At 34.3% G+C, this 21,336-nt stretch carries 24 protein-coding genes; 9 read left to right on the plus strand and 15 right to left on the minus strand.

The features are described 5' to 3' along the window. Positions 1 to 25: 25 nt before the first annotated feature. Positions 26 to 1,237, minus strand: a complete 1,212-nt coding sequence (locus BUA89_RS10855; protein ID WP_072957236.1) for a metallophosphoesterase family protein — start codon at positions 1,235 to 1,237, stop codon at positions 26 to 28. 4 nt (positions 1,238 to 1,241) lie between these two features. After that, on the minus strand, positions 1,242 to 1,403 hold the full coding sequence (locus BUA89_RS23125; RefSeq protein WP_178362455.1) for a hypothetical protein: 162 nt from the start codon (positions 1,401 to 1,403) through the stop codon (positions 1,242 to 1,244). An 818-nt stretch (positions 1,404 to 2,221) separates the two neighbouring features. On the opposite strand from BUA89_RS23125, the gene BUA89_RS10860 reads away from it, so the two are divergent. Together BUA89_RS10860 and BUA89_RS10865 are read left to right on the plus strand one after the other, a co-directional pair. After that, entirely contained in the window at positions 2,222 to 2,473 is a 252-nt protein-coding gene (locus tag BUA89_RS10860) for a VF530 family protein (RefSeq protein ID WP_072957240.1), read from the plus strand. A gap of 262 nt (positions 2,474 to 2,735) precedes the next feature. Beyond that, positions 2,736 to 3,236, plus strand: a complete 501-nt coding sequence (locus BUA89_RS10865) for an FKBP-type peptidyl-prolyl cis-trans isomerase (RefSeq protein WP_072957244.1) — start codon at positions 2,736 to 2,738, stop codon at positions 3,234 to 3,236. A gap of 83 nt (positions 3,237 to 3,319) precedes the next feature. On the opposite strand, the gene BUA89_RS10870 is transcribed toward BUA89_RS10865, so the two are convergent. Together BUA89_RS10870 and BUA89_RS10875 are read right to left on the minus strand one after the other, a co-directional pair. After that, positions 3,320 to 4,129 (minus strand): GLPGLI family protein, encoded by an 810-nt coding sequence (locus tag BUA89_RS10870; protein ID WP_072957248.1) that lies wholly within the window; start codon positions 4,127 to 4,129, stop codon positions 3,320 to 3,322. Then, a complete protein-coding gene (locus BUA89_RS10875) occupies positions 4,122 to 4,451 on the minus strand; it encodes a helix-turn-helix transcriptional regulator (protein ID WP_072957251.1) in 330 nt (109 codons plus the stop codon). The genes BUA89_RS10870 and BUA89_RS10875 overlap by 8 nt, the downstream gene beginning before the upstream one ends. A 146-nt stretch (positions 4,452 to 4,597) precedes the next feature. Between BUA89_RS10875 and BUA89_RS10880 the strand changes: the two genes are divergently transcribed. The 3 genes from BUA89_RS10880 (at position 4,598) to gwsS (ending at position 7,036) form a co-directional block, all read left to right on the plus strand. After that, positions 4,598 to 4,798, plus strand: a complete 201-nt coding sequence (locus BUA89_RS10880; protein ID WP_072957254.1) for a TIGR04139 family peptide modification target — start codon at positions 4,598 to 4,600, stop codon at positions 4,796 to 4,798. A gap of 74 nt (positions 4,799 to 4,872) precedes the next feature. Next, the gene (gene gwsG / locus BUA89_RS10885) at positions 4,873 to 5,778 is read left to right on the plus strand and encodes a grasp-with-spasm system ATP-grasp peptide maturase (RefSeq protein WP_072957257.1); all 906 of its coding nucleotides are present in this window, start codon (positions 4,873 to 4,875) and stop codon (positions 5,776 to 5,778) included. 175 nt (positions 5,779 to 5,953) lie between these two features. After that, complete coding sequence (gene gwsS, locus BUA89_RS10890) at positions 5,954 to 7,036, plus strand: grasp-with-spasm system SPASM domain peptide maturase (protein ID WP_072957261.1); 1,083 nt, start codon at positions 5,954 to 5,956, stop codon at positions 7,034 to 7,036. 138 nt (positions 7,037 to 7,174) lie between these two features. On the opposite strand, the gene BUA89_RS10895 is transcribed toward gwsS, so the two are convergent. Then, positions 7,175 to 7,552, minus strand: coding sequence for a YchJ family protein (locus BUA89_RS10895; RefSeq protein WP_072957264.1), 378 nt, complete (start codon positions 7,550 to 7,552; stop codon positions 7,175 to 7,177). Positions 7,553 to 7,853: 301 nt separating this feature from the next. Continuing rightward, complete coding sequence (locus BUA89_RS10900) at positions 7,854 to 9,995, minus strand: M3 family metallopeptidase (protein WP_072957267.1); 2,142 nt, start codon at positions 9,993 to 9,995, stop codon at positions 7,854 to 7,856. A 335-nt stretch (positions 9,996 to 10,330) separates the two neighbouring features. On the opposite strand from BUA89_RS10900, the gene BUA89_RS10905 reads away from it, so the two are divergent. After that, the gene (locus tag BUA89_RS10905; RefSeq protein ID WP_072957270.1) at positions 10,331 to 11,140 is read left to right on the plus strand and encodes a head GIN domain-containing protein; all 810 of its coding nucleotides are present in this window, start codon (positions 10,331 to 10,333) and stop codon (positions 11,138 to 11,140) included. Here BUA89_RS10905 and BUA89_RS10910 read toward each other — a convergent pair whose 3' ends face one another. The 5 genes from BUA89_RS10910 to BUA89_RS10930 form a co-directional block, all read right to left on the minus strand. Continuing rightward, the gene (locus tag BUA89_RS10910) at positions 11,141 to 13,024 is read right to left on the minus strand and encodes a monovalent cation:proton antiporter-2 (CPA2) family protein (protein WP_072957273.1); all 1,884 of its coding nucleotides are present in this window, start codon (positions 13,022 to 13,024) and stop codon (positions 11,141 to 11,143) included. It abuts the gene before it with no gap. Between the two features lie 3 nt (positions 13,025 to 13,027). Further along, positions 13,028 to 13,549, minus strand: coding sequence for an NAD(P)H-dependent oxidoreductase (locus BUA89_RS10915; RefSeq protein WP_072957276.1), 522 nt, complete (start codon positions 13,547 to 13,549; stop codon positions 13,028 to 13,030). 476 nt (positions 13,550 to 14,025) lie between these two features. After that, entirely contained in the window at positions 14,026 to 14,850 is an 825-nt protein-coding gene (locus tag BUA89_RS10920) for a TPM domain-containing protein (protein WP_072957280.1), read from the minus strand. Then, complete coding sequence (locus tag BUA89_RS10925; RefSeq protein WP_072957283.1) at positions 14,831 to 15,262, minus strand: TPM domain-containing protein; 432 nt, start codon at positions 15,260 to 15,262, stop codon at positions 14,831 to 14,833. The genes BUA89_RS10920 and BUA89_RS10925 overlap by 20 nt, the downstream gene beginning before the upstream one ends. Then, positions 15,262 to 15,870, minus strand: coding sequence for a LemA family protein (locus BUA89_RS10930; RefSeq protein ID WP_072957287.1), 609 nt, complete (start codon positions 15,868 to 15,870; stop codon positions 15,262 to 15,264). Before BUA89_RS10930 ends, BUA89_RS10925 begins: the two co-directional genes overlap by 1 nt. A 75-nt stretch (positions 15,871 to 15,945) precedes the next feature. On the opposite strand from BUA89_RS10930, the gene BUA89_RS10935 reads away from it, so the two are divergent. Then, positions 15,946 to 16,440, plus strand: coding sequence for a dihydrofolate reductase (locus tag BUA89_RS10935; RefSeq protein ID WP_072957291.1), 495 nt, complete (start codon positions 15,946 to 15,948; stop codon positions 16,438 to 16,440). Between the two features lie 120 nt (positions 16,441 to 16,560). Beyond that, positions 16,561 to 17,130, plus strand: coding sequence for a DUF5336 domain-containing protein (locus BUA89_RS10940; protein WP_072957294.1), 570 nt, complete (start codon positions 16,561 to 16,563; stop codon positions 17,128 to 17,130). A 231-nt stretch (positions 17,131 to 17,361) separates the two neighbouring features. Here BUA89_RS10940 and BUA89_RS10945 read toward each other — a convergent pair whose 3' ends face one another. The 4 genes from BUA89_RS10945 to BUA89_RS10960 form a co-directional block, all read right to left on the minus strand. Beyond that, positions 17,362 to 17,616: a hypothetical protein gene (locus tag BUA89_RS10945; protein ID WP_143152327.1), complete on the minus strand. Its 255-nt coding sequence runs from the start codon at positions 17,614 to 17,616 to the stop codon at positions 17,362 to 17,364. A 105-nt stretch (positions 17,617 to 17,721) separates the two neighbouring features. Next, on the minus strand, positions 17,722 to 18,354 hold the full coding sequence (locus tag BUA89_RS10950) for a trimeric intracellular cation channel family protein (protein ID WP_072957302.1): 633 nt from the start codon (positions 18,352 to 18,354) through the stop codon (positions 17,722 to 17,724). Between the two features lie 98 nt (positions 18,355 to 18,452). After that, complete coding sequence (gene coaD / locus BUA89_RS10955; protein ID WP_072957307.1) at positions 18,453 to 18,917, minus strand: pantetheine-phosphate adenylyltransferase; 465 nt, start codon at positions 18,915 to 18,917, stop codon at positions 18,453 to 18,455. Between the two features lie 94 nt (positions 18,918 to 19,011). Continuing rightward, the gene (locus tag BUA89_RS10960; RefSeq protein ID WP_072957311.1) at positions 19,012 to 19,995 is read right to left on the minus strand and encodes a D-alanine--D-alanine ligase; all 984 of its coding nucleotides are present in this window, start codon (positions 19,993 to 19,995) and stop codon (positions 19,012 to 19,014) included. Between the two features lie 155 nt (positions 19,996 to 20,150). On the opposite strand from BUA89_RS10960, the gene BUA89_RS10965 reads away from it, so the two are divergent. Continuing rightward, the gene (locus tag BUA89_RS10965; RefSeq protein ID WP_072957315.1) at positions 20,151 to 21,263 is read left to right on the plus strand and encodes a PASTA domain-containing protein; all 1,113 of its coding nucleotides are present in this window, start codon (positions 20,151 to 20,153) and stop codon (positions 21,261 to 21,263) included. Positions 21,264 to 21,336 lie beyond the last annotated feature (73 nt).

A 21,336-nucleotide genomic window follows, 5' to 3' on the forward strand; every position in this document is an offset into this window, starting at 1 on the left:
GTTAAAAAATCCTTTTAATTTTAAGTTACGAATTATTTGAAACGATTTCATTAAACAAATTAATGAGTTCTTCATTCGCTTCCTGACCGCCGTTTTTAGATTTAAAATAATCTTTAAACAAAGCCTGAATGTCCTGATTAAGATTAATTTCACTCAGATTATTTCCGTTCGTTTCCTGATTTTTTATCTTCGGAATCAGATGAACAATTCCGCTATGCGATTGATACAGCCTTTTTCTCTCATTAGCGGTTAAAAAAGTTTCACTTTCTAAAGTTAATTCGACCAATGTATTTGGATTTTCATTAAGCCATTTCACTGTATTTTCGATGGAATCAAATGTTTTTCTGACTAATTTTTTGCCGTGTTGCAAAGCAATTTTTTCAAACGAAACTTGTTGATTAGGTTCACCATTGATTATTGATACATATTTTGTTTGGCCTGCTTCACTAAAGCTGTAACAAAGCGGAGAAGATGAATAAATTACAGGTTTTTCATCCGTTCCGATATTTTGAAAACCGTGCAAATGTCCCAACGCGGTATATTGAATCTGTGTTGGAATAATATCAGAAAAAACCAAGTCTGCGTTACCTATTTTGATGGGTTTTTCGCCTTCCGGTTCTTCTAATATCGGAGCTCCTTTTTTATTTATATACAAATGCGTCATCAAAAGATTGATTCCGTTTTCATCACAGAATTCATCGGCGTTTTTTTTCCAGTGTTCGGCTAAAACATTGTTTAATGCAGCTTCTTTATCTTCTCCAAAATATTCTTTCAGACGGATTTCATTGGCGTACGGTGTGTGAAGAATTCTTACGGGGAATGGGCGGCTTTTAAGCTCCAGTTCGATAAATCCTTCTGCAGATTTTGAAATTTTAAAATGCTCAAGTTCAAAAGGATGAACGGTTGCTTTCGGATGGCCGATTAAAATAATTCCGCATTCTCTTGCTAAAGGATCGGGCGCATCAATCAGACTCGGAGAATCGTGATTTCCAGAGATGGCAATGACGGGACGTTTTCCGTTTAAAGATAAACGCTTCAGGGTTTTATAAAAAAGTTCCACCGCTTCCACACTCGGATTGAAATTATCAAACAAATCTCCGGCAATCAAAACTAAATCAACATTCTGTTCATCGGCAATATGAACGATTTCATTCATTACCAAAACCTGTTCTTCCAGTCTGGAAAAACGGTCAAGACGTTTACCTAAATGCCAGTCGGCGGTGTGTAGAATTTTCATGTAACTAATCTTCGTTTTCTTGCTTTTCGTCTGATTTTTCTTTTCTATTTTCGCGCATTTCCTTCAGACGGTTTTTCCTTTTCAGTTCGGCTTCCTGAATTTTACGTTTTTTATTATCGATTTTCTTTTTGTGCAGTTTTCTGTTGGCATCGGTATTTCTACTCATTTCAACTTTATTTAAGGTAAGTTTTGCTTTTCAATTGGATTAGCTAAATTAATCTATTATTTAGAGAAAGTTTTATTTCAGATAGAATTTAGATGCTTAGTTTGATTTAAATAATAAATAATTTTTGTTCGAATAGATTAAATACAATGAACAGATCGCTCCTCAGGAGCTATAACTTTAAAAGACATTATTTTCTATGAACAGAAAACTCCTCCGGAGCTTAATTAATCCCATCGGGATTTACTGTTAGTAGAAAGAAAAAAGCAGTCTTAGATTTAAGCTCTGGAAGAGCGACCTGTCGATTTCTGTTATTAATAATGAAGTTGTCTATCTCTGTATGCTCTTTATTTGAAAATTATAAGTTCAGATTTAAATCAAATCAATATATCTCCAGCGTGTTTTTAAATTTAAAATAACGTGTAAAAATATTACAATTTATTATGAAATAAAATCGTACATTTTTTTCAACCCCATTTGCAGCTTTCGAAGTTCTCCGTTTGTTAAAAACAATCTTGTTTGCGACTTCCGTATATCACATTTTATTTAAAACAACCCTGTCTGTAACAAAATGCAATTTAAGTTGGTTTATTTCAAGGTTGTTTGTAGCGAAATGCAGAATACTTTTGTTTAAAACAACCTTGTTTGTAATAAAATGCAGTTGTAGTTAGTTTGTTTCAGTGTTGTTTGTAACTAAATGCAATTTTACCCCATCAAACCTAACGGGTTTCTAAAACCCGTTAGGTTTAGCACTGTACATTTCTTACAGGTGAATTTATAGCATTAGATGAGGTTAGAAATGAAATAATTAACTTTACAGAATGGAACAGCAATCTAAAGACCCACTTCACGGAAAAAGACTTGATGCCATTCTCGAAGAACTGGTAGAATATTATCATGGTTTTGAGGAGCTAGGAAAACAAATCAATATCAAATGTTTTACGGATAACCCGAGCATCAGTTCGTCTCTGAAATTTCTGAGAAAAACGCCTTGGGCAAGAACGAAGGTGGAGAGTCTGTATCTGTATGTTTTAAGGCAAAAGAAAAAGCAGGCTAAAAATAATGAAGAATAGCTTTTACAAAGGCTGGATTTCACTTGTGCCAGAATATTTTCAGTAAATGATAGAGGAAGTCTTAGCTGAGTGTCAAGCTATTGCGAACGGAAATTAGTAGCCATTCAATCAAAATACTTTGTGACCATAGCGTTTAAATAAATTTTAGTTTTTTGATTTATTATGAAGTTAAATTAAACTCACTCATTCCAGCAATCATTTCAAAAAGACTATATTTGTCGAAATAAATCGTGAAAAAATTCACGAAGAAAAGAAAAGAAATATGACAATCGACAACAATCACGTGGTAGCTGTAAAGTACATTCTTCACACTATCGAAGAAGATGGAACTAAAATTCTTGTAGAAGAGACAACAGCTGAAAATCCACTTACATTTTTATATGGCGTTGGGATGATGATTCCTAAATTTGAGCAAAACATCCTTGGTTTGAAAGCAGGCGATACTGCAGCTTTCGTTATTCAGCCTGAAGAAGCTTACGGTGAAAAGCAGGAGGATGCGATTGCACAATTGCCAATCGATATGTTCGGAGAATCTGGAATTCCACCTGTTGGAGCTATTTTGCCTTTATCTGATAACCAGGGAAATAATTTCCAGGCTTTTGTTGTGGAAGTTACACCTGAATTTGTGGTAGCAGACTTGAACCATCCAATGGCAGGAAAAGTTTTGGATTTCCAGGTTGAGATTTTAAATACCCGTCCTGCAACTGAAGAGGAATTGTCTCACGGACATGCTCACGGAATTGATGGAAACGAAGGTCACTAAGATCTTTCTAAAAGTATAAAATGTCCGGCAGAAATGCTGGACATTTTTTGTTTACCTGTAAAATTCTTGATAAATAATTGTATTTACAAATCAATTTTATGATTCAGTTCCAATGGATGATATCTTGGCTTTATTCTCTTTAATAAATCTTTTGTTGCCTGGTTCAAATCGACTTCAGTATACTTATCGGGAGTTGTCTCCTGTAAAATATCACCTTTTTTAAGGGATGAAAAGGGATTAGTATAAAAGTTTTTTTGAATCTTTTTAAAGTCTTCCCACGAGATTAATTTTTGATATTTGGGGATATGTAAATTTTTCCATTCAAAATTTTGAATTTGAGCTAATTCAAAATTAAAATCTTCCCGGTCATCAGATATTTTAACAATAAGTCCTGGTAATCCCTTAAAAATATAGGGGCCGTCGGAGATATTAATATTTGTGGTAAACCATGCGGTCCATTTTCTGCCTCCGTACATCAGGGTTGCTTTTTGACAATCATATTTGCCTATTTTTAATTTTTCAGGAGTAATATTCCAGTCGAGATTGTCTTTAATGTCAATGGCAAACGTTGCATAAACAACCGGAACAAAAATATATTTTAAAGTAGTATTTGTGTTTGTATTTTTTTCAACATACAGCTGCTTATTATTAAATTCTGTCTCAAAACCATTCGGATAACCTCTGACAGCCTGCAAAGAATCCGATTTTCTAAACATACCTGAGCGAAAAACAGATTGCTGATCTTTAATATCTAAGTAAAATTTAATTTTATCCACAGATAAAGTATCCGGATAGTTTCTGTATGTTAATTCATAAATAAAACTTGAATTTTGTGCTGTGAGAAAATTCGACAGGATTAGTAATAGAAAAAATAAGTGTTTGTTGTTATTCATATGCTCTTATTTTCTTTTTTAAAAATTCATTTTCATGCAATAAATTTTTGATGTATTTTATTGATATATATATGTTTAAATTGTCAACTGAATTGTCAGAAGTAGTTTCTTTAAAAAGATTTATTCTAAATTCGCTTTCATATATGCTATCAAGGCTAACATTTAAAAATTTAGACATTTTTAGCCATTCTTCGATGGTCAATTTTACTTGTCCATTTTCTTTTCTGCAATATGCGGACACATCTTTACAAATGACTGATGCCATCTGTTCTTGTGTTAATCCCATACTTACTCTCATTTGTTTTAATTTTTCCTTTTTCATGATGAATAAAAATAATGAAAATTATTCACTTTGAAGAGATTTTTTTAAAATGCAATAAAAATGCAAAAAGAAATTAAAGGTGATTAAAATATTTATTTCTACTTTTAGCGTGTTACTAATAACAATAACATATAAATTCAATTATTATGAAAAAATTAACAGGCTTAAAGAGATCTTTATCATCTTTAGAAAACAAAAAATTAAAGAATCTTAAATCAATTGTAGGAGGGAGATATAAAATCCAATCTAACATTAGTGTTAATGGTTCGGTAGAATATGATGTATATGAATATAACGGAGGACCATATATTGGAAGAGAAACTTGGTTTAATGAAGATGTTAATTAAACATAGTTTACTTAATATCAAAGTTTATACAAACCGGCTTCAAGATTGAAGCTGGTTTTATAATGTCTTAATATATGATATTGATTTTTTCATCAAAAAAGGATTACACGACTAATGAAGTGATTAAATGGCTAATTTTTAAAAAGAAAAAATTTATTCGAGTTCATGATTCTGAGGTATTTGAAATTAGTGTAATTAATAGAAAGTTTTTTTTAAAAAGCGCCAGAAATTCATTTTATATCGATGATATCACTAGCGTATGGTTTAGAAGAGGTGGTTTAAAATTCAAAAGACTCAAGTATCAAATTAATTCGATTAATTTGATGATGGATGAAACACAATTTTTATTAGAGGAATATATAATAAAAACATTAGAATCAAAAAAACATATCAATAAGCAGAGTAATAAGAGGGCTAATAAACTGCTTGTTTTGGAAAAGGCAAAAGAGGTAGGTCTTGATGTACCCGAATATTTTATATCTACTAATACAGATGATGTAAAGCTAAATGAAACTATAACAAAATCAATAGCTGAAACCATTATTGTTGAATCTGCTTTTGAAGATTTTGATGGAATTCTTTATACTCATGTAGTAAGTAAAAAAGAAGAAGATTCTTTTTTTCCAACATTTTTCCAACGTAAAATTGAAAAAGAATTTGAAATTAGAAGTTTTTATCTGAATGGGGAAATTTGGTCTTGTGCTATTATTTCTCAAAACGATGAGCAAACTAAAGTGGATTATAGACTGTATAATATTGAAAAGCCTAATAGAAATGTCCGTTATGTTTTACCAAGAGAAATCTGTAATAAAATCTCCTTATTAATGAAAATATTAGATTATAATTGCGGATCTATTGACATCATTAAATCTATTGATGGGAAATTCTATTTTTTAGAAGTAAATCCTATAGGTCAATTTCTAGGCATATCCAGCCTTTGTAATTATTCATTAGAAAAAGTAATAGCAGATTATTTATAACTATGAAAGATATCATATTAAAAGAGAAACTTCCTCTTAATTTTAGATACATGCAAATATTTGGTTCTGATAAAACAAAAAAAATAAAGGAAGCAGTTAAGTATGTAGTTTGTAGTAAATATCAAACCGATAGTTTGGAACGAACTCCTCCATTTAAAAACTTTACTCGAATGCTATGAGATATTTTAATTTATTTAGTGATATCTTAATAACAAAAGGAGCAAGCAGAATTTTAATTTCTGATTTGCAAAGAAATATTTCTGAAGTATTTCCTTTAGAATTTTTTCATGTAATAGAGGAATTAAAAACCAAATCGATCGAGCAAATTTTATCCAGGTATGATATTGAATCAAAATTACTTTTTGAAGAGTATATTGAATTTTTCTTAGAAGAAGAATATGGTTTTATAAGTTATAATGATTGGGATAAAAATTTTGTTCCATATTCATTCAGTCACCATGAGCCTTCTAAGATAAATAATATCTTTTTAGAATTGGATGACTTTTCTATATTTGAAAAAATTAAACAATCAATAGAAAATTTAGGTGTTCAGTATCTGAGTATATGTAGTTCCCGAAAAATTTTAATTAAAGAAATTTTAGAAATTGAATCAATTTTTGACGGTACTTCATTAGAAGGCATTGAAATCTATTGTCCTTACCATGAAGAAATTAATGATAACTCATTAAAAGCTTTAGACAAAAGTTTCAAGAGAATTTATAACTTGGTATTTTACAATTGTAATGTTAAATTTCATGATTTTAATGAAGATTCGGTGTTTAATTTTACTGAAGATAATTTAAATATAAAAAAATGCGGAATTGTTGATTTGAAATATTTTTCAACTAATATTCCAAAGATTATTGAAAGTAAAAATTATAATTCTTGTTTATTTAAAAAAGTAGGAATTGATTCTGAAGGAAATATTAAAAATTGTCCGGCATTCGAAGAATCTTATGGTAATATTTATAAAAACTCACTTGAAGATATAGTTAAGATTCAGGGTTTTAAAAAATATTGGAATATTACTAAAAATGAGATCGAGATTTGCAAAGATTGTGAGTTTCGCTATATTTGTACGGATTGTAGAGCTTATACTGAAAAAACTCATATAAATAAAGATGGATTAGATATATCCAAACCACTAAAATGCGGATACAATCCATACACAGGAGAATGGGAAGAGTGGAGTCTTAATCCTTTAAAACAAATGGCCATCAAATATTATGATATGTATGGATTACTAAAAATCGATTAATTTAATTCTGTTATCACTTTTGGATTCAAGGAATTAACTATTCTTATAGTTGTTTAGAATTTTTCAATAATTAGCCACTAAAGGCTTTTTCAAGTCTTCAGCTCGTTTATATTCATTTGATATTGAAAAGTTAATGAATCAATCTAAAAACTCACCACTCACATAAAACCAACGGTTTTGAATCATTTTAAATTGCGATAATTCGTGATGAATATGTTGTTGTCCCTCTTCATCAGTATAATATGCTTTGAATTCAACTTTATTCATTGATGGTTTGTCTACAATTTCCAGTTTCGTCCATTCATTGATTTCTCCCCATTCCTGTAAATCTTTTGTATTATGAAATTGTCTTTTGCTTGGCGAAGTGGTTTCCATTAAATATTTTCCGTTCGGAATGGCAAATGCAGAAAATCTTGAGCGCATCAAAGCTTCGGCGGTGGGTGCATTTTTTTCTCCGGTATGGTAAGGTTTACAACATTCTTCGTAAGACTTTCCTGAAGAGCAAGGACAATTCATTTCTTTGATTTTTATTTGGATACAAATTTACGTGAATATTATTACTTTTTTGTTTTCCAAGAATTCACGAATATAATGGAAGACATAATTATATCAATAGGAACAGGCTTTAGCCCGTTTATCAAATAGGAATTTCAATTTGGCTTTAGCCAAAATATATTTTTCCACAGATTTCACAAATTTTCACAGATGTTTACGTTTTAATTTTAAAAATCTGCTTAATCTGTAAAACAACGAGAGAAAATTGTATCATTTGTATACAAACAAAAAAAGCATCCAAAAATTGAATGCTTTTAAAAATTTATTTAATAAACCCTCTGTTTCTCAACAACGGCTTAATATCAGGATCATGTCCTGTGAAATCTCTGAATGCCTGATTCAGATCAACAGAATTTCCGACAGACAGAATGTATTTTCTGAAACGGTCTCCGTTCTCTCTTGTTAGTCCACCATTCTTTGAAATCCATTCCCAGGCATCGTTATCCAATGTTTCAGACCACAAATAAGCATAATATCCTGCAGAATAACCACCACCCCAGATGTGTGCAAAATATGGAGTATGATATCTGGGTGGAACGGTTGCCAAAGTAAATCCGTGGTTGGCTAACGATTGTTTTTCGAAATCTAAAACCGGAGTCAATTGACTTTCATTCGTCACGGTATGCCAATCCATATCTAAAGCTGCTGCAGAAACCAACTCGGTGGTCATGTAACCCTGATTGAAAGTCGCTGCTTTTTTAATTTTATCAACCAAAGTTTGTGGAATCGGCTGTTTTGTTTCGTAATGTAAAGCGTAATTTTTCAAAACGACAGGATCTAGAGCCCAATGCTCATTAATTTGAGAAGGGAATTCCACGAAATCTCTCGGTACATTCGTTCCTGAAAGTGAAGGATATTTCTGGCTCGCAAACATTCCGTGAATCGAGTGACCAAACTCATGGAAAATAGTTGTTACATCGTCATAGCTGATCAAAGAAGGTTTTCCTGGAGCCGGTTTTTGATAATTATAGCAGTTGACAATCACAGGTTTTGTTCCCAAAAGGTAAGACTGCTCTACGAAATTACTCATCCATGCGCCGCCGTTTTTAGAATCTCTTGTGTAGAAATCCAGGTAATAAATAGCAATAGATTTTCCGTCGTGATCGAAAACTTCATACGTCACCACATCAGGATGATAAACCGGAAGGTCTGTTCTTTTCTTGAAAGTTAACCCATAGAATTTTTCAGCAGCGAAGAAAACTCCTTTTTCCAAAACTGTCGTGATTTCAAAATAGGGCTTGATTTGATTTTCGTCTAAATCATATTTTGCTTTTCTTACCTGCTCCGCATAAAAATTCCAGTCCCAAGGTTCCACTTTGAAACCACCTTTTTGCTGGTCAATCAAATCCTGAATATCTTTTGCTTCACGTCTTGCCGTTTCTACGGCTGGTGTTGCAATCTGATTCATCAGTTTTGTTGCAGCTTCAGGATTTTTTGCCATCTGATCCTGCAACTTCCATTCTGCGAAACTTTTCTTACCCAAAATCTGAGCTTTCTTCAGTCTTAATTTGGCTAATTTTTCAATCGTTTCTCTTGTGTCATTAGCATCGCTTTTTTCAGCTCTTGTCCAAGAGGCTTTGAATAATTTTTCTCTTGTTGCTCTGTTTTTTAGATTCTGTAAAAGTGGCTGTTGCGTCGTATTTTGTAAAGCCAATAAATACTGACCTTCTTTTCCTGCATTTTTAGCATCACTTGCAGCGGCAGCAATTTCGTCAGCCGAAAGTCCGTCTAAGTCTTTTACATCAGAGAAGAAAACTCCGCCCTGCTTTCTTGCCTCCAATAATTTGTTGGAATATTGTGTAGAAAGTGAAGCCATTTCCTGATTGACTTGTTTTAATTTTTCTTTATCAGCCGAAGAAAGATTCGCTCCTGCAATTTCAAAGTTTTGCTTGTAAAACTGTACCAGTCTTTTGCTTTCAGAATCTAATCCGTTTTCAGAAATAGATTTAATTCTTTTATACAGATTTTCATTCAGGTACATTTTATCTGAATGTGCTGCGAAAATCGGAGCGTATTCTTCGTCTAAAGCCTGTAAAGTAGGGTTTGTATTAGCACTCGTTAAATTTGAAAATACAATAACCGCTCTTTTCAGAACTTCACCACTTTTTTCCAATGCAACGATGGTATTTTCAAACGTCGGAGCCTCGGAATTGTTGGCGATTTTTATAATTTCGGCGTCATGCTGTTTTAAACCAAATTCAAAAGCAGGTTTGAAATGTTCGTTTTTAATTTTATCAAACTCCGGAGCTTCGTACTGAAGTTTGCTTTTCTTCATGAAAGGGTTTGATGAAAGGGTGGGATCCAGCGTAGGAACTTCCTGTTGTGTATCGGTGTTTTTCATTGTAGTACAAGATTGATTAAATGCTAATGCAGAAATTAATAATACCGATGAAATCTTCTTCATAAATTATTTATTAATAAACCATAAAGATATTAAAACTTAGCTGATAATCATGAATAAGATATTTGCACTTCTTCACTCGATAAAAATAAGTGTTTCCCTGTAACAGTGAAACCGTATCTGACATTGGAAAATAATCTGTTTCGGCTTGTAAATTAAATATGTTAGATGGGGTGAGGCGACCAATCCAAATGAATTTAAATAGAATATAGTATTTCTGCCTAGAGAAATAATTGTAAAAGAGATTATTATGATCAGTTATGGTAAGAAAAGTAATATTTTTTATACATTAGTTGTTATTAAAATAAATAATTAATTATAATAAAATAAAAGATAACATGAAATCACAAACTATTTTTATTCTTTCAGCCTTTGCTTTTTTAGCATCTTGTGAAGGAAAACATGACAACAAAAGCAAAAATAATTGGGTTGATAAAGTTGTAAATAAAGACAGCGGACCGATCAGGCAGAAAGAAGTAGCCGGAGATTTTGATAAAATTGAAGTTTCTCAGGCAATTAAAGCTGAAGTTATTAAATCGGATGTTGAAAAGGTAGTGATTTCGGCTCCCGAAAGTATTATCGATGAGATTTTAGTGGATAACAGTGGTGGAAGTCTTCATATTCATTATAAGCAGGGAATCAGAGTGATGAATAACCATAATGTTTCGGCAAAAATTTACACCAGAGATTTTACCAAGCTGAATGCCAATTCTGCGGCGAGCATCACAGTAAAAGATAAATTTATTCAGGATAAAACAGACATTGAAGTATCCAGCGCAGCCAGCATTACCGGAGATTTGGAAGCCAATGATATGGATATTAATGTAGGAAGCAGCAGCAGCTTCAGCGGAAAGATCTGGGCTGTAGATTTGGATATCGAAGCCTCTTCGGCGGGAAGTATTTCTGTTTCCGGGAAAGCAAAAAATGCTGATATTTCTTCATCTTCGGGCAGCAGTATTTCTGCCGATGGACTCATCGCTGATCATTTGAAAGCAGAAGCTTCAAGCGGAGCAAGCGTAGACATTGGTGCAACTTCCAGCATACAGGCTGAAGCTTCATCTGGAGGAAGTGTAAATGTAAAGAAAAGAGGAAATGTAACCTCTGTTTCAAAAGAAGAAAGCAGTGGCGGAAGTGTGAATATCGATTAATCAATCATTATTTTCCTCATCTTCATCGTCTGCAGATGGGGAATCTTCCCAGTTTGTATGATCGAAATTCAAATTATCATAAGCCAATAATTCCTCCTCTCGCTGGAGGATTTCTTTTGTGGTAAACAGATGAATTTCGTCATCGTCATCAGATTTAGCCAATTTTCTGATGGAAGCTTTATCAATGGCCATGAATCTCTGCCCGAGGCGTCTTGCTGCGTATTTTCGCATTCCTGTTTCGTGAAGAACGTCGACAGCCATATCTACAGCTGTTCCCAACGTTTCACGATAAATATTATTAATTCCGTTGTTGAGGTAAGAATAGGCATCAATTCTGTTTTTAGCCCTTACAAAGATTTTTACACCGGGATAATGTTCGCGCACAACATCAGCAACAAATTTATTGTCATCAGGATCATCTAGGCATAATACAAGAATTTCGGCGTCTTCAATTCCGGCAGCTCTTAAAGTTGGAATTTTTGTTGCGTCACCATAATATACTTTAAAACCGTAGCTTCTTAACAATTTTACACGATCCGAATCTCTGTCCAAAACAGTGGCCGAAATTTTATTGGCCTTAAGCAATCTTCCTACCGTACTTCCGAAATGCCCGAAACCAACGATAATAATTTTCTTTTGCGATACATTGCTGTCAAGAATATTGTAATCATGATCGCCTTCCGGAACTTCTTTGATGAATTTGGGAGTGATGAGTTTATCATTGATAATTAAAAGGAAAGGAGTGATGCACATGGTAATTGCCGTTACCGCCATCATTTGGGCATTCAGTTCAGGGCTTAAAAGATAAAGACTTGATGCATAATTAATTAATACAAAAGCAAATTCTCCTACCTGAGAAAGGGCAAATGCATAGAAAAGGCTTTGCGGCGTATCAATTTTAAAGAACTTTCCGATAAGGAAAAGCACAAGAAATTTTATCGCTAAAACAGCAAAAACGGTTGTGAAGATAAAAGTGGGATCCCGCTGTATCACATTAAAATTCATTGTGGAACCTACGCTTACAAAAAATACAGCCAAAAGTAATCCTTTGAAGGGATCGATCTGTGCCTCGAGTTCATGGCGAAATTCGCTGTTGGCTAGCATAACTCCGGCAAGAAAAGCCCCTAAGGCAGGGGAAAGACCGAGCGCTACCATTAGTTCAGAAACGCCGATCACCAAAAAAAGGGAAGAAGCGGTCAAAAGTTCTGTCATTCCTGATTTTGAGACATATCTTAAAAAAGGAACAAAAACATATCTACCCAATAAAATTAAGATCACAACGCCTAAAATTACTGTTGCAAACTGCATCCATTCGGGAAGTGTCTGGATTAAAACCTGTATTTCGTTGTCGTGATGTCTTGCTTTATAATTGGCAATAAGCGGAAGAATCGCCAAAATAGGAATCACCGCAATATCCTGAAAAAGGAGGGTGGAAAAGGACGCTTCTCCTGCTAATGTTTTTAAATTGTTTTTTTCCTGTAAAGTCTGCAAAACAATGGCAGTGGATGAAAGAGCGAAACACATGGCAATGGCAAACGCTTTATCGACTTTCCAGCCTGACCAGATGAAAACCAGGAACAGTAAGGAAATGGTAAGCAACATTTGCGTTAGCCCCAATCCTACTATTTTCTTTCGCATTTCCCAGAATTTCCTGGGCTCTAACTCAAGTCCGACCAAAAACAGCAACATAATGACACCAAATTCACTGGCGTGCATGATATCGTTTACATCTTTTCCGGTTAATTTTAAAACATAAGGACCAATAATAATTCCTCCTGCAATATATCCGATTACAGAACTAAGCCCAAATTTCCTTGCCAGCGGAACCATAATGATGGCAACGCCCAGAAAAATGAGTGTATTCATTGCTAATGTAGATTCCATATTTTATTGGTTCAGAAGTTCTACAAATTCTTTTTTATGTAAAACGATTGCTTTTTTTGATAATTTATTGGCTTCGTAAACGATTTTAATGTTTTTAATATTGGCTTTAAAAACGTTTAAAGAAACGATAAGTCCGCTGATGAGCTCTTCCACAGTGTATTTATAGGTGCCTTCTTTGGAAAAAGATCTTTCTTTTCCGCCGGTCGTCACCAGAATGTAGACTTCTTTACCTTCCAAAGGATTGTATTCGCCTTCTTTCAGCCAGTTGCGGTCGAAAACTTCATCAATCCACAATCTCAATAATGGCGGAATTCCGAACCAGATGATAGGAAACTGAAAGATAAAACGATCATAATTTTTTAATCTTTTTCTTTCTCTGAAAGCAGCAATATGAAAGTCAGGATATTCTTCATAAAGATCACGTAAGGTGAAATGCTGGTGACGAACATAGAAATTAATGAGCTCTACATTCGAGTTTGAGTGCTCTAAATAGGGATGCGCAAAAACTACCAACGTCTTCTTCATAAAACCTGTTTTGAGTAAATATAATGATTTTTTTTTGAATTAAAGGTAGGTTTTGAGTGGGTTTAGTAATTTTTTAATATTAAAAATGAAGTTTTATGTTAAAATAAATTAAAGAAAGAGAGTTTAAATTTTGTTTTCTTTAATCTGAATACCACATTTTTGTTAAATTTATTTTAAACGCAAAGCTCGCTAAGATTTTTCTAAGTTATTGAGGAAATATTTTTTGTTCGCGAAGGCGTTTCACCCAGCAAAAGACTGTATGGTTGTTATTCTGACGAAGGAAGAATTTGGTATCCAATGAATCCAAAATTAAATATATATAACGTTTGTCATTCCATAAGAATCTAAGCTGTTATATTTAAAAACTATGCAGAGATTCCTAACCGAATGACAAACGTTGAGGAAATTTATTCCAAATAATTATTTTGAATTTTAGAAAGAATTTAGAAGAAAGAAAAATAAATATTCGATAAAATTTACCATCCACCAGAAGCTCCACCGCCTCCGAAACTTCCGCCACCGCCAAAGCCTCCAAATCCACCACCGCCGCTGCTTCCGCCAGAGCTTCCTCCACCGAATCCACCGCCTCCGAAACTGCCCGGGAAAGGAAAAAATCCACCTGGATAATTTCTACGGCCTCTTCTGGATAGGATAACATCATCATCGTCATAATTTCCTCCACCTTTTCCTCCGCCACGGTTTCCAAAAAGAATAGCAATGATAATAAAGATGATAAAGGCAATGACAATGATCTTTACAAGTCCTCCGCTACCACCACTACTTTCCTTGTTGTTCAAAGGTTTGAATTTCCCCTGCACTGCTTCCATTAATGCAGAAGTTCCGCGATTGATACCTTCGTACCATTCTCCCTGCTTGAAGTGTGGTGTTACGATATAATCCAGAATTTGTCCTGCGACAGATGCTGTTAAATACTGTTCAACCGCTCGTCCCTGCTGAATCGACATGGTATGATCTTCCGTTGCGATGAGAAAGACGATTCCGTTGTCAACATTCTTTTTTCCGATGCCCCATTTTTCTCCGAACATGGTTGCAAGGAAATTGACATCTTCACCTTTGGTCGACGGAATAATGATCACTTCAATTTCCGTTGAGGTGGAATCTGCGAATGCGATCAATTTTTTATTGAGATCATCTTTTTCCTGTTGGCTTAGTAAATTGGCTTCATCAAAAACAGGATAAAGAACACTTGGTTTTGGGGGAATCGTGTATTGTGCCGATACAAAAGTGTAAAAGCATACTAATAAAAATGAAAAAACTATTTTAAGAGAACGTAATTTCATTAGGAAGTTCGTTGTGATTTTCTCCCGTTACGGGAAAATATTTTTTGAGTTCTAAACCTGTTTCAAGGATTCCGCTTTTTAAAGCTTTGTAATAATTTCCTTTGGCAAATTCAGATGTGATGTAATCGTGGAGATGATCCCAATAAGACTGACTTACTTTTTCATGAATTCCGGTATCTCCGATGATCGTAAGATATTTTTGTTCAAAATTCACATGGAAAAGCACAGCATTTCTTTCAGCAGTTTTATTCATGCATAGTTCTTCGAAAACTTTAAAAGCAATTTTGGCATTGTCTTCATCGGTATTGGAGTCGATATGCACCCGGATTTCACCGGTAGAATGTTCTTCTGCCGATTGAATAGCTTCCACGAGGGAAGCTATCTGCTGATTGGTAAGGAAAGGTGTTGCCATTATTCTGAGAATACTTCAGGTGCCTTTTCTGCTCCTGCTGCTGCTTTGAAATAAGGTTTTTCCTTAAAGTTGGTAAAATTTGCCAGAATATTATTCGGGAAAGTTTTGATCGATGTATTGTAATCCTGAGCCGCAGCGTTGTAATAAACAGTTTCTGTTCTGATGCTGTTTTCAATTGCTGTATATTCTCTCTGGAAATTAATGTATTGCTGATCTGCCTTTAAGTTAGGATAAGACTCGACAACAGCCATCAATCTGCTTAATGCTCCTGACAATTCACCTTGTGCCGCCTGAAATTTGGCAAGATCCTGTTCTGTCATGTTCGTAGGATCAATATTGATAGAAGTTGCTTTAGAGCGGGCTTCCACAACTTTTGTTAATGTTTCCTGCTCAAATTTAGAATATGATTTTACTGTTCTTTCCAGGTTTGGGATTAGATTGGCTCTCTTCTGATATACCGTTTCTATATTAGACCATTTTGTATTAGCATTTTGTTCTTTGGTTACGAAGTTGTTGTAGCCGCTTTTGCCCCAAAAGAAAATCACAGCAACAATAATAAGGAGAGCGATACCGATAGTTCCTGCGCTCAGACACCCTTTATTTTTCATAGTTTAATTTTTTTAATATTTTTTGTGCTAACCAAATATACAAATTATGTGCTAATTTTGTAAAAAATTATTTTAATGACAACAATTGTGGTGGCAATGGGAGAGAAGAACGAAATTGGTTTTGAAAATCAGTTGCTTTGGCATCTTCCGAAAGATTTAAAACACTTTAAAGAGATCACTTCAGGGCATCCGGTGATTATGGGAAGGAAAACGTATGAAAGCATAGGGAAACCGCTTCCTAACCGCACGAATATTGTTGTGTCGAGAAAAACCGACTGGTTTGAAGAAGGAATTTTAATCGTCGGAAGTATTAAAGAAGCTGTGAAATTCGCAAAAAAGATCGATGAGGAGGTCTTCATTATCGGTGGAGGAAAAATTTATGAGCAGACCATGGATGTTGTTGATAAATTGGAAGTTACTTTAGTAAAAGCTGATCTTGAAGCAGATACCTATTTTCCAAAAATTGATCTTAAAATCTGGAAAAAAGTAAACGAAGTCTGCCATGAAAATGACGAAAAAAATCAATACGACTTCTGTTTTCAAACGTTTGAAAAGGTTGATGGCAAATAGTTGTTGGTTGATAGTTTTAAAATGCTTGAGAAAAATGATAAAAGTTTTAGCCATAAACCATCAACAAACAACAAACAACTACCAACGAATTTCTTATCTTTGCACTTCTAAAATTTAATAATGAATAAATACATAAAAATTGCAGTTGCGGCGGTTCTTATTTTTTTAGGACTTTATATGATGTTCTTTACAAGAAGTCTAGGTTGGGGAATTATAGTTTTCCTTCTGGCTGCAGCACCGATTCTGCTTTTCTTTAAAAATGAATATATTCTTTTGGCTTTCTGGCAGTTGAGAAAACAAAATATGGAAAAAGCAGGAGAGTGGCTTAAAAATATTACGGATTATAAAACTCAGCTTCATAAAACCCAATACGGATATTTCCACTATTTAATGGGATTAACACAAGCTCAGGATCATCCAACGAAAGTAGAACCTTTCATGAAAAAAGCTTTAGAATACGGTTTAAACATGAAGCATGACAGAGCAATGGCAACATTGAATCTTGCAGCAGCAGCGATTTCGAAAGGAAGAAAGCAGGAAGGGCAGAAACTTTTGGATGAAGCAAAAAGATTGGACAGCGCAGGGATGATGACCGATCAGATCAAAATGATGAAAGATCAGCTGAAAATGCCGACAATGCAAAAGCACATGCATAACCCGAACATGAGAAACAGAGGGAAATTCTTTTAATTGGGAATACTTTACTTTATAAAAAAACAAAGCATCTAATTTATTTTAGGTGCTTTTTTATTTGAATGATGGAGGAGGTGGTGGTTCTGGTGATTTAAAAAATGTATCATCAGGATAAATTTTCTTGCGGATTAAGGCAAATCGATCCAGTTTATTAAATTTATCTTCCAACCCATCATCATAGAAAGCTTTAGATTGAGCCTTGTTCTTATAATAAAGAATCACAAGAGGCTAATGGATGTCAGTTTTAGGCTTGTCTTCTTTTTTTAAGTATTTAAAATAATTTTCAAAAGATAATTGACCTAAAATCTGAAAGTTATAAACCCTTTTTTGTATATCCTGTTTTCTATTTTCAAACGAATTGATCTCCGAATGAGCTTTTAAAAATACAGTATCATTTTGTTTGATAAAAGTAAAAACCTCATGTGCAGCATACATACATGCGGAATAATCTATATTCACTTCAACAGTATCTCCATTTTCCATTTTTTCTGAAAACCGATATAGATCTTTTTCCAAATCAAATTTACTCTCATATTTGCAGGAGAATAACAGTGAAAGAAAAAATAGAGAAATTACAACTTTCATAAATTACATTTCGGAATTGGTTTCATACCCATAAAATTTAGGGATCTGCCAATGGTATTTTACAGCTAAAGTTCTTATAGTTACAATCAATAAAATCGTGAAAACCTGAATAATAGTATAAGAAAGAGTAGTGAATTTTGTTAAGAGTAAAAATATAGAACCTCCCACAATACAAGCGGTGGCATAGATTTCCTTCCTGAAGATCAAAGGAATTCTATTGAGCAGTATATCCCGGATGATCCCTCCGAAGCAACCTGTTATCGTTCCCAACCCGATACATATCAGAGGATGAATATCGGCGTGAAGTCCTTTCTGGACCCCGATAATGGTAAACAACCCCAATCCAAAACTGTCAAAAATAAATAAAGTTACCCTGAAATTTTTTTCAAATGATTTAAATATCATGGTGAAAATGCTTGTCAGAATAATCAAGGCACAGGTCAAAAGATCATGCATCCAGAAGACCGGGATATCAAGCAAAAGATCTCGCACGGTTCCTCCACCCACGGAAGTTACGAACGCGATAATCAATACACCAAACGGATCGAGACGTTTCTGCATCGCTGCAAAACTTCCCGACATCGAAAAGGAGATCGTTCCTAAGACCTCTATGGCAAAATTGAACTGTTCGTGCATGTTTTATAAAAATAAAATGATAATTGATGAATGATTTTCTTTTTAAGCAAAACTTCTACCATTCTCCAATTATCATTTAAAGCTTATTGAAATTTTCTTTATTTCTCCACTCTCACGGAATCCGGAACTAAAAGTTCATATTCCCCGCCGTGATTAATAATTTCCCTCACAATGCTGCTGCTGATGAAAGATTTTCCGGATGAAGTTAATAAAAATACGGTTTCCAGTTTTTTATGAGCTAATGTCCTGTTGGTATGAGCGATGGCTTTTTCAAATTCAAAATCCGCAGGATTTCTTAAACCTCTGATGATGTACTGCGCATTTTTTTCAAAACAGTAATCCACTGTTAAGCCTTCAAAAAAATCAACTTCCACGTTAGGAAATTCAGCCACGGAGTTTTGAATGAATTCTATTCTTTTTTCTAAAGGGAACATATATTTTTTTTGAGAATTCTGTCCGATTGCGATAATCAATTTATCAAAAAGCGGGGCAGCTCGTTCTATAATATCGTAGTGTCCTAGAGTAATCGGATCAAAAGAACCCGGGAAAACAGCAATTTTCATGCGTATAAAAGTTATAAGTTATAAATTATGAATGATGAGGGAGACAAATACGGAGTTATCAACTTCCATCTTCTATCCTCCATCGTCCATTCTTTTAATTTTTATGTAAAGCTTTTTCAACCTCGTTTCCACAAAGGTCTTTGATAGAAATTCCGTAGATTTTTGCCTGTTGAGGAAGAATACTTGCCGGTGAGAATCCCGGATTGGTATTCATTTCCAGCATATAAGGAATTCCGTCCATTAAGATAAATTCACTTCTCGAGAAACCGCTCATTCCAAGAGAATTATAAGCTCTTTTCGAGATTTCTTCCACACGGATTCTTGTTTCATCGTCGATTCTTGCAGGGGTAATTTCTTCAGAAGCACCTTCATATTTGGCTTCGTAATCGAAGAATTCATTTTGTGGAACGATCTCTGTAATTCCCAAAACGATGGTTTCGCCTTTATAATCGATCACTCCCACAGAAACTTCCATGCCGTCTAAGAAACTTTCAATTAAAATTTCATCATCTTCTTTGAAAGCAATTTCCGTCGCTGCAATTAATTCAGACTTTTCTTTCACTTTTGAAATTCCTAAGGAAGATCCGGATTGGTTTGGTTTAACAAAAACCGGTAATCCTAGATTTTCTATGATTTCGTCAACATTGATTTTTTCTCCTTTTCTTAAATAGACACTTTTTGCAGAAGGAATTCCGTATTTTGAAAGTACAGCTAATGTATCTTTTTTGTTGAACGTTAAAGCACTCTGATAAAAATCACAACCTGTATATTTTTGTCCGATGGCATCCCAATACGCCTGAAGAATACCATTTTCTCCCGGCGTTCCGTGGATGATATTAAAACAAACATCGAATTTCAGGGTTTTATTTTCTAATTCTACTGAAAAATCGCCTTTATTGATTTCGTATTTTGTATCATTTTCGCCCAAGAAATACCATTCATCTTTCAGGATCACTACTTTATATACATCGTAAAGTTCTCTGTCTAAAGAATCGTAAATTAATTGTCCGCTTTTTAATGATACAACATATTCGTCAGAATAGCCTCCCATTACTACGGCAACTTGTTTTTTGCTCATATTCATATAGTATCAATTAAGGCAAATTTAATCATTTTCTATAATGGATAACCGCAAAATCAGAATTTTTGAAATCAAAAATGAAATGTGTTAAATAAAAAGCACATTCTAAAATTATTAGTTATATTTGCTGTTTAATTATAGTCATTTTAAGTATGCTTAAATCACTTTTCAATTGGAAAGTCTTACTGAACTTAGTCGTAGCCATCGGTGTTTTTGTGGGGTTGGTTTGGCTTACATTTCGTTGGTTAGAATATCATACCAATCACGGTCAGGAAATTCCCGTTCCCAATATTGTCAATAAATCTGTACAGGAAGCCATCAAAATATTAGACGATTCCGGGTTGGAATATGAAGTCGATAGTTTTAATTATGATCCTAAATACAGACCTTTTCAAGTTTTACAGGTATATCCGGTTCCGGGTTCCCGTGTAAAAGACGGAAGAGCCATTCAGTTAAAAGTTAACCCAAGAACCTGGGCGAGAGTGGAGGTTCCTGATGTTATCAATAAATATTCAGGTTTAGCTTTCCAGCGACTGGAACAGGTAGGATTGAAAGTGGGGGATACGATTTACGAGCCAAGTATCCAAAAAGATGCAGTAATAAGAATCCTCTATAAAGGAAATGAGGTAAAACCTAAAACAAAACTGGCGAGATTCTCTATCGTTGATGTGGTAATCGGTTCCGGACCGATGAGGAATATTGCTATTCCTAATGTGGTAGGATTAACAGTGAAAGAAGCGAGACAGGTAATTGCTAAAAGCATGTTTGAAGTAGGTCTTGTTGATCATGAAGATGGCAGCAAGGACGAATCTGATGTGATTTATTATCAGGATCCGGCTCCGGGAGATGTCCGGGATCAGGGAATGCAGATTGACCTCTGGGCGAGTAAGAGAACGCTTGCTGAATTGAGCGCCAAAATAGAACAGCTGAATTCTACCTACAGAATGAAAGTAGATACGGCTTTACCTCCGGTCCAGTATCAGGAAATGCCGATGCATCAGGAACAGAATTACGATACGCCTCCGCCGGCACCGCCTAAAAGAGACTATCCGAAACCGGCAACAGATGCCCCTAAAACTGATGTTTCTAAAACAACAGCAACAAAACCTGCAGCTTCGGTAGCAGAAAACAATAAACCTAAAACAACTACTTCTAATTCAGGAAGTAGTTCTGGTAATAATACGGCGGCAAACAGCAGCAAGCCTGCGACAACAGCAACAAAACCTGCTGAAAAGCCAAAAGCTAAAAAAGTAGTCGTAGAATAATAAATTAATTATAACACAAAATACAGGCTTCAACTTTCATTATGTTGAAGCCTTTTGTATAAAAGATAAAAGC

The organism is Chryseobacterium arachidis (assembly GCF_900129245.1).
Lineage (GTDB): Bacteria > Bacteroidota > Bacteroidia > Flavobacteriales > Weeksellaceae > Chryseobacterium > Chryseobacterium arachidis.

What these genes read in the sequence shown, in the direction of transcription:
- BUA89_RS10855 (WP_072957236.1), bottom strand. Translation starts at nt 1,237, where the DNA reads ATGAAAATTCTACACACCGCCGACTGGCATTTAGGTAAACGTCTTGAC.
- BUA89_RS23125 (WP_178362455.1), bottom strand. Translation starts at nt 1,403, where the DNA reads ATGAGTAGAAATACCGATGCCAACAGAAAACTGCACAAAAAGAAAATC.
- BUA89_RS10860 (WP_072957240.1), top strand. Translation starts at nt 2,222, where the DNA reads ATGGAACAGCAATCTAAAGACCCACTTCACGGAAAAAGACTTGATGCC.
- BUA89_RS10865 (WP_072957244.1), top strand. Translation starts at nt 2,736, where the DNA reads ATGACAATCGACAACAATCACGTGGTAGCTGTAAAGTACATTCTTCAC.
- BUA89_RS10870 (WP_072957248.1), bottom strand. Translation starts at nt 4,129, where the DNA reads ATGAATAACAACAAACACTTATTTTTTCTATTACTAATCCTGTCGAAT.
- BUA89_RS10875 (WP_072957251.1), bottom strand. Translation starts at nt 4,451, where the DNA reads ATGAAAAAGGAAAAATTAAAACAAATGAGAGTAAGTATGGGATTAACA.
- BUA89_RS10880 (WP_072957254.1), top strand. Translation starts at nt 4,598, where the DNA reads ATGAAAAAATTAACAGGCTTAAAGAGATCTTTATCATCTTTAGAAAAC.
- gwsG (WP_072957257.1), top strand. Translation starts at nt 4,873, where the DNA reads ATGATATTGATTTTTTCATCAAAAAAGGATTACACGACTAATGAAGTG.
- gwsS (WP_072957261.1), top strand. Translation starts at nt 5,954, where the DNA reads ATGAGATATTTTAATTTATTTAGTGATATCTTAATAACAAAAGGAGCA.
- BUA89_RS10895 (WP_072957264.1), bottom strand. Translation starts at nt 7,552, where the DNA reads ATGAATTGTCCTTGCTCTTCAGGAAAGTCTTACGAAGAATGTTGTAAA.
- BUA89_RS10900 (WP_072957267.1), bottom strand. Translation starts at nt 9,995, where the DNA reads ATGAAGAAGATTTCATCGGTATTATTAATTTCTGCATTAGCATTTAAT.
- BUA89_RS10905 (WP_072957270.1), top strand. Translation starts at nt 10,331, where the DNA reads ATGAAATCACAAACTATTTTTATTCTTTCAGCCTTTGCTTTTTTAGCA.
- BUA89_RS10910 (WP_072957273.1), bottom strand. Translation starts at nt 13,024, where the DNA reads ATGGAATCTACATTAGCAATGAATACACTCATTTTTCTGGGCGTTGCC.
- BUA89_RS10915 (WP_072957276.1), bottom strand. Translation starts at nt 13,549, where the DNA reads ATGAAGAAGACGTTGGTAGTTTTTGCGCATCCCTATTTAGAGCACTCA.
- BUA89_RS10920 (WP_072957280.1), bottom strand. Translation starts at nt 14,850, where the DNA reads ATGAAATTACGTTCTCTTAAAATAGTTTTTTCATTTTTATTAGTATGC.
- BUA89_RS10925 (WP_072957283.1), bottom strand. Translation starts at nt 15,262, where the DNA reads ATGGCAACACCTTTCCTTACCAATCAGCAGATAGCTTCCCTCGTGGAA.
- BUA89_RS10930 (WP_072957287.1), bottom strand. Translation starts at nt 15,870, where the DNA reads ATGAAAAATAAAGGGTGTCTGAGCGCAGGAACTATCGGTATCGCTCTC.
- BUA89_RS10935 (WP_072957291.1), top strand. Translation starts at nt 15,946, where the DNA reads ATGACAACAATTGTGGTGGCAATGGGAGAGAAGAACGAAATTGGTTTT.
- BUA89_RS10940 (WP_072957294.1), top strand. Translation starts at nt 16,561, where the DNA reads ATGAATAAATACATAAAAATTGCAGTTGCGGCGGTTCTTATTTTTTTA.
- BUA89_RS10945 (WP_143152327.1), bottom strand. Translation starts at nt 17,616, where the DNA reads ATGGAAAATGGAGATACTGTTGAAGTGAATATAGATTATTCCGCATGT.
- BUA89_RS10950 (WP_072957302.1), bottom strand. Translation starts at nt 18,354, where the DNA reads ATGCACGAACAGTTCAATTTTGCCATAGAGGTCTTAGGAACGATCTCC.
- coaD (WP_072957307.1), bottom strand. Translation starts at nt 18,917, where the DNA reads ATGAAAATTGCTGTTTTCCCGGGTTCTTTTGATCCGATTACTCTAGGA.
- BUA89_RS10960 (WP_072957311.1), bottom strand. Translation starts at nt 19,995, where the DNA reads ATGAGCAAAAAACAAGTTGCCGTAGTAATGGGAGGCTATTCTGACGAA.
- BUA89_RS10965 (WP_072957315.1), top strand. Translation starts at nt 20,151, where the DNA reads ATGCTTAAATCACTTTTCAATTGGAAAGTCTTACTGAACTTAGTCGTA.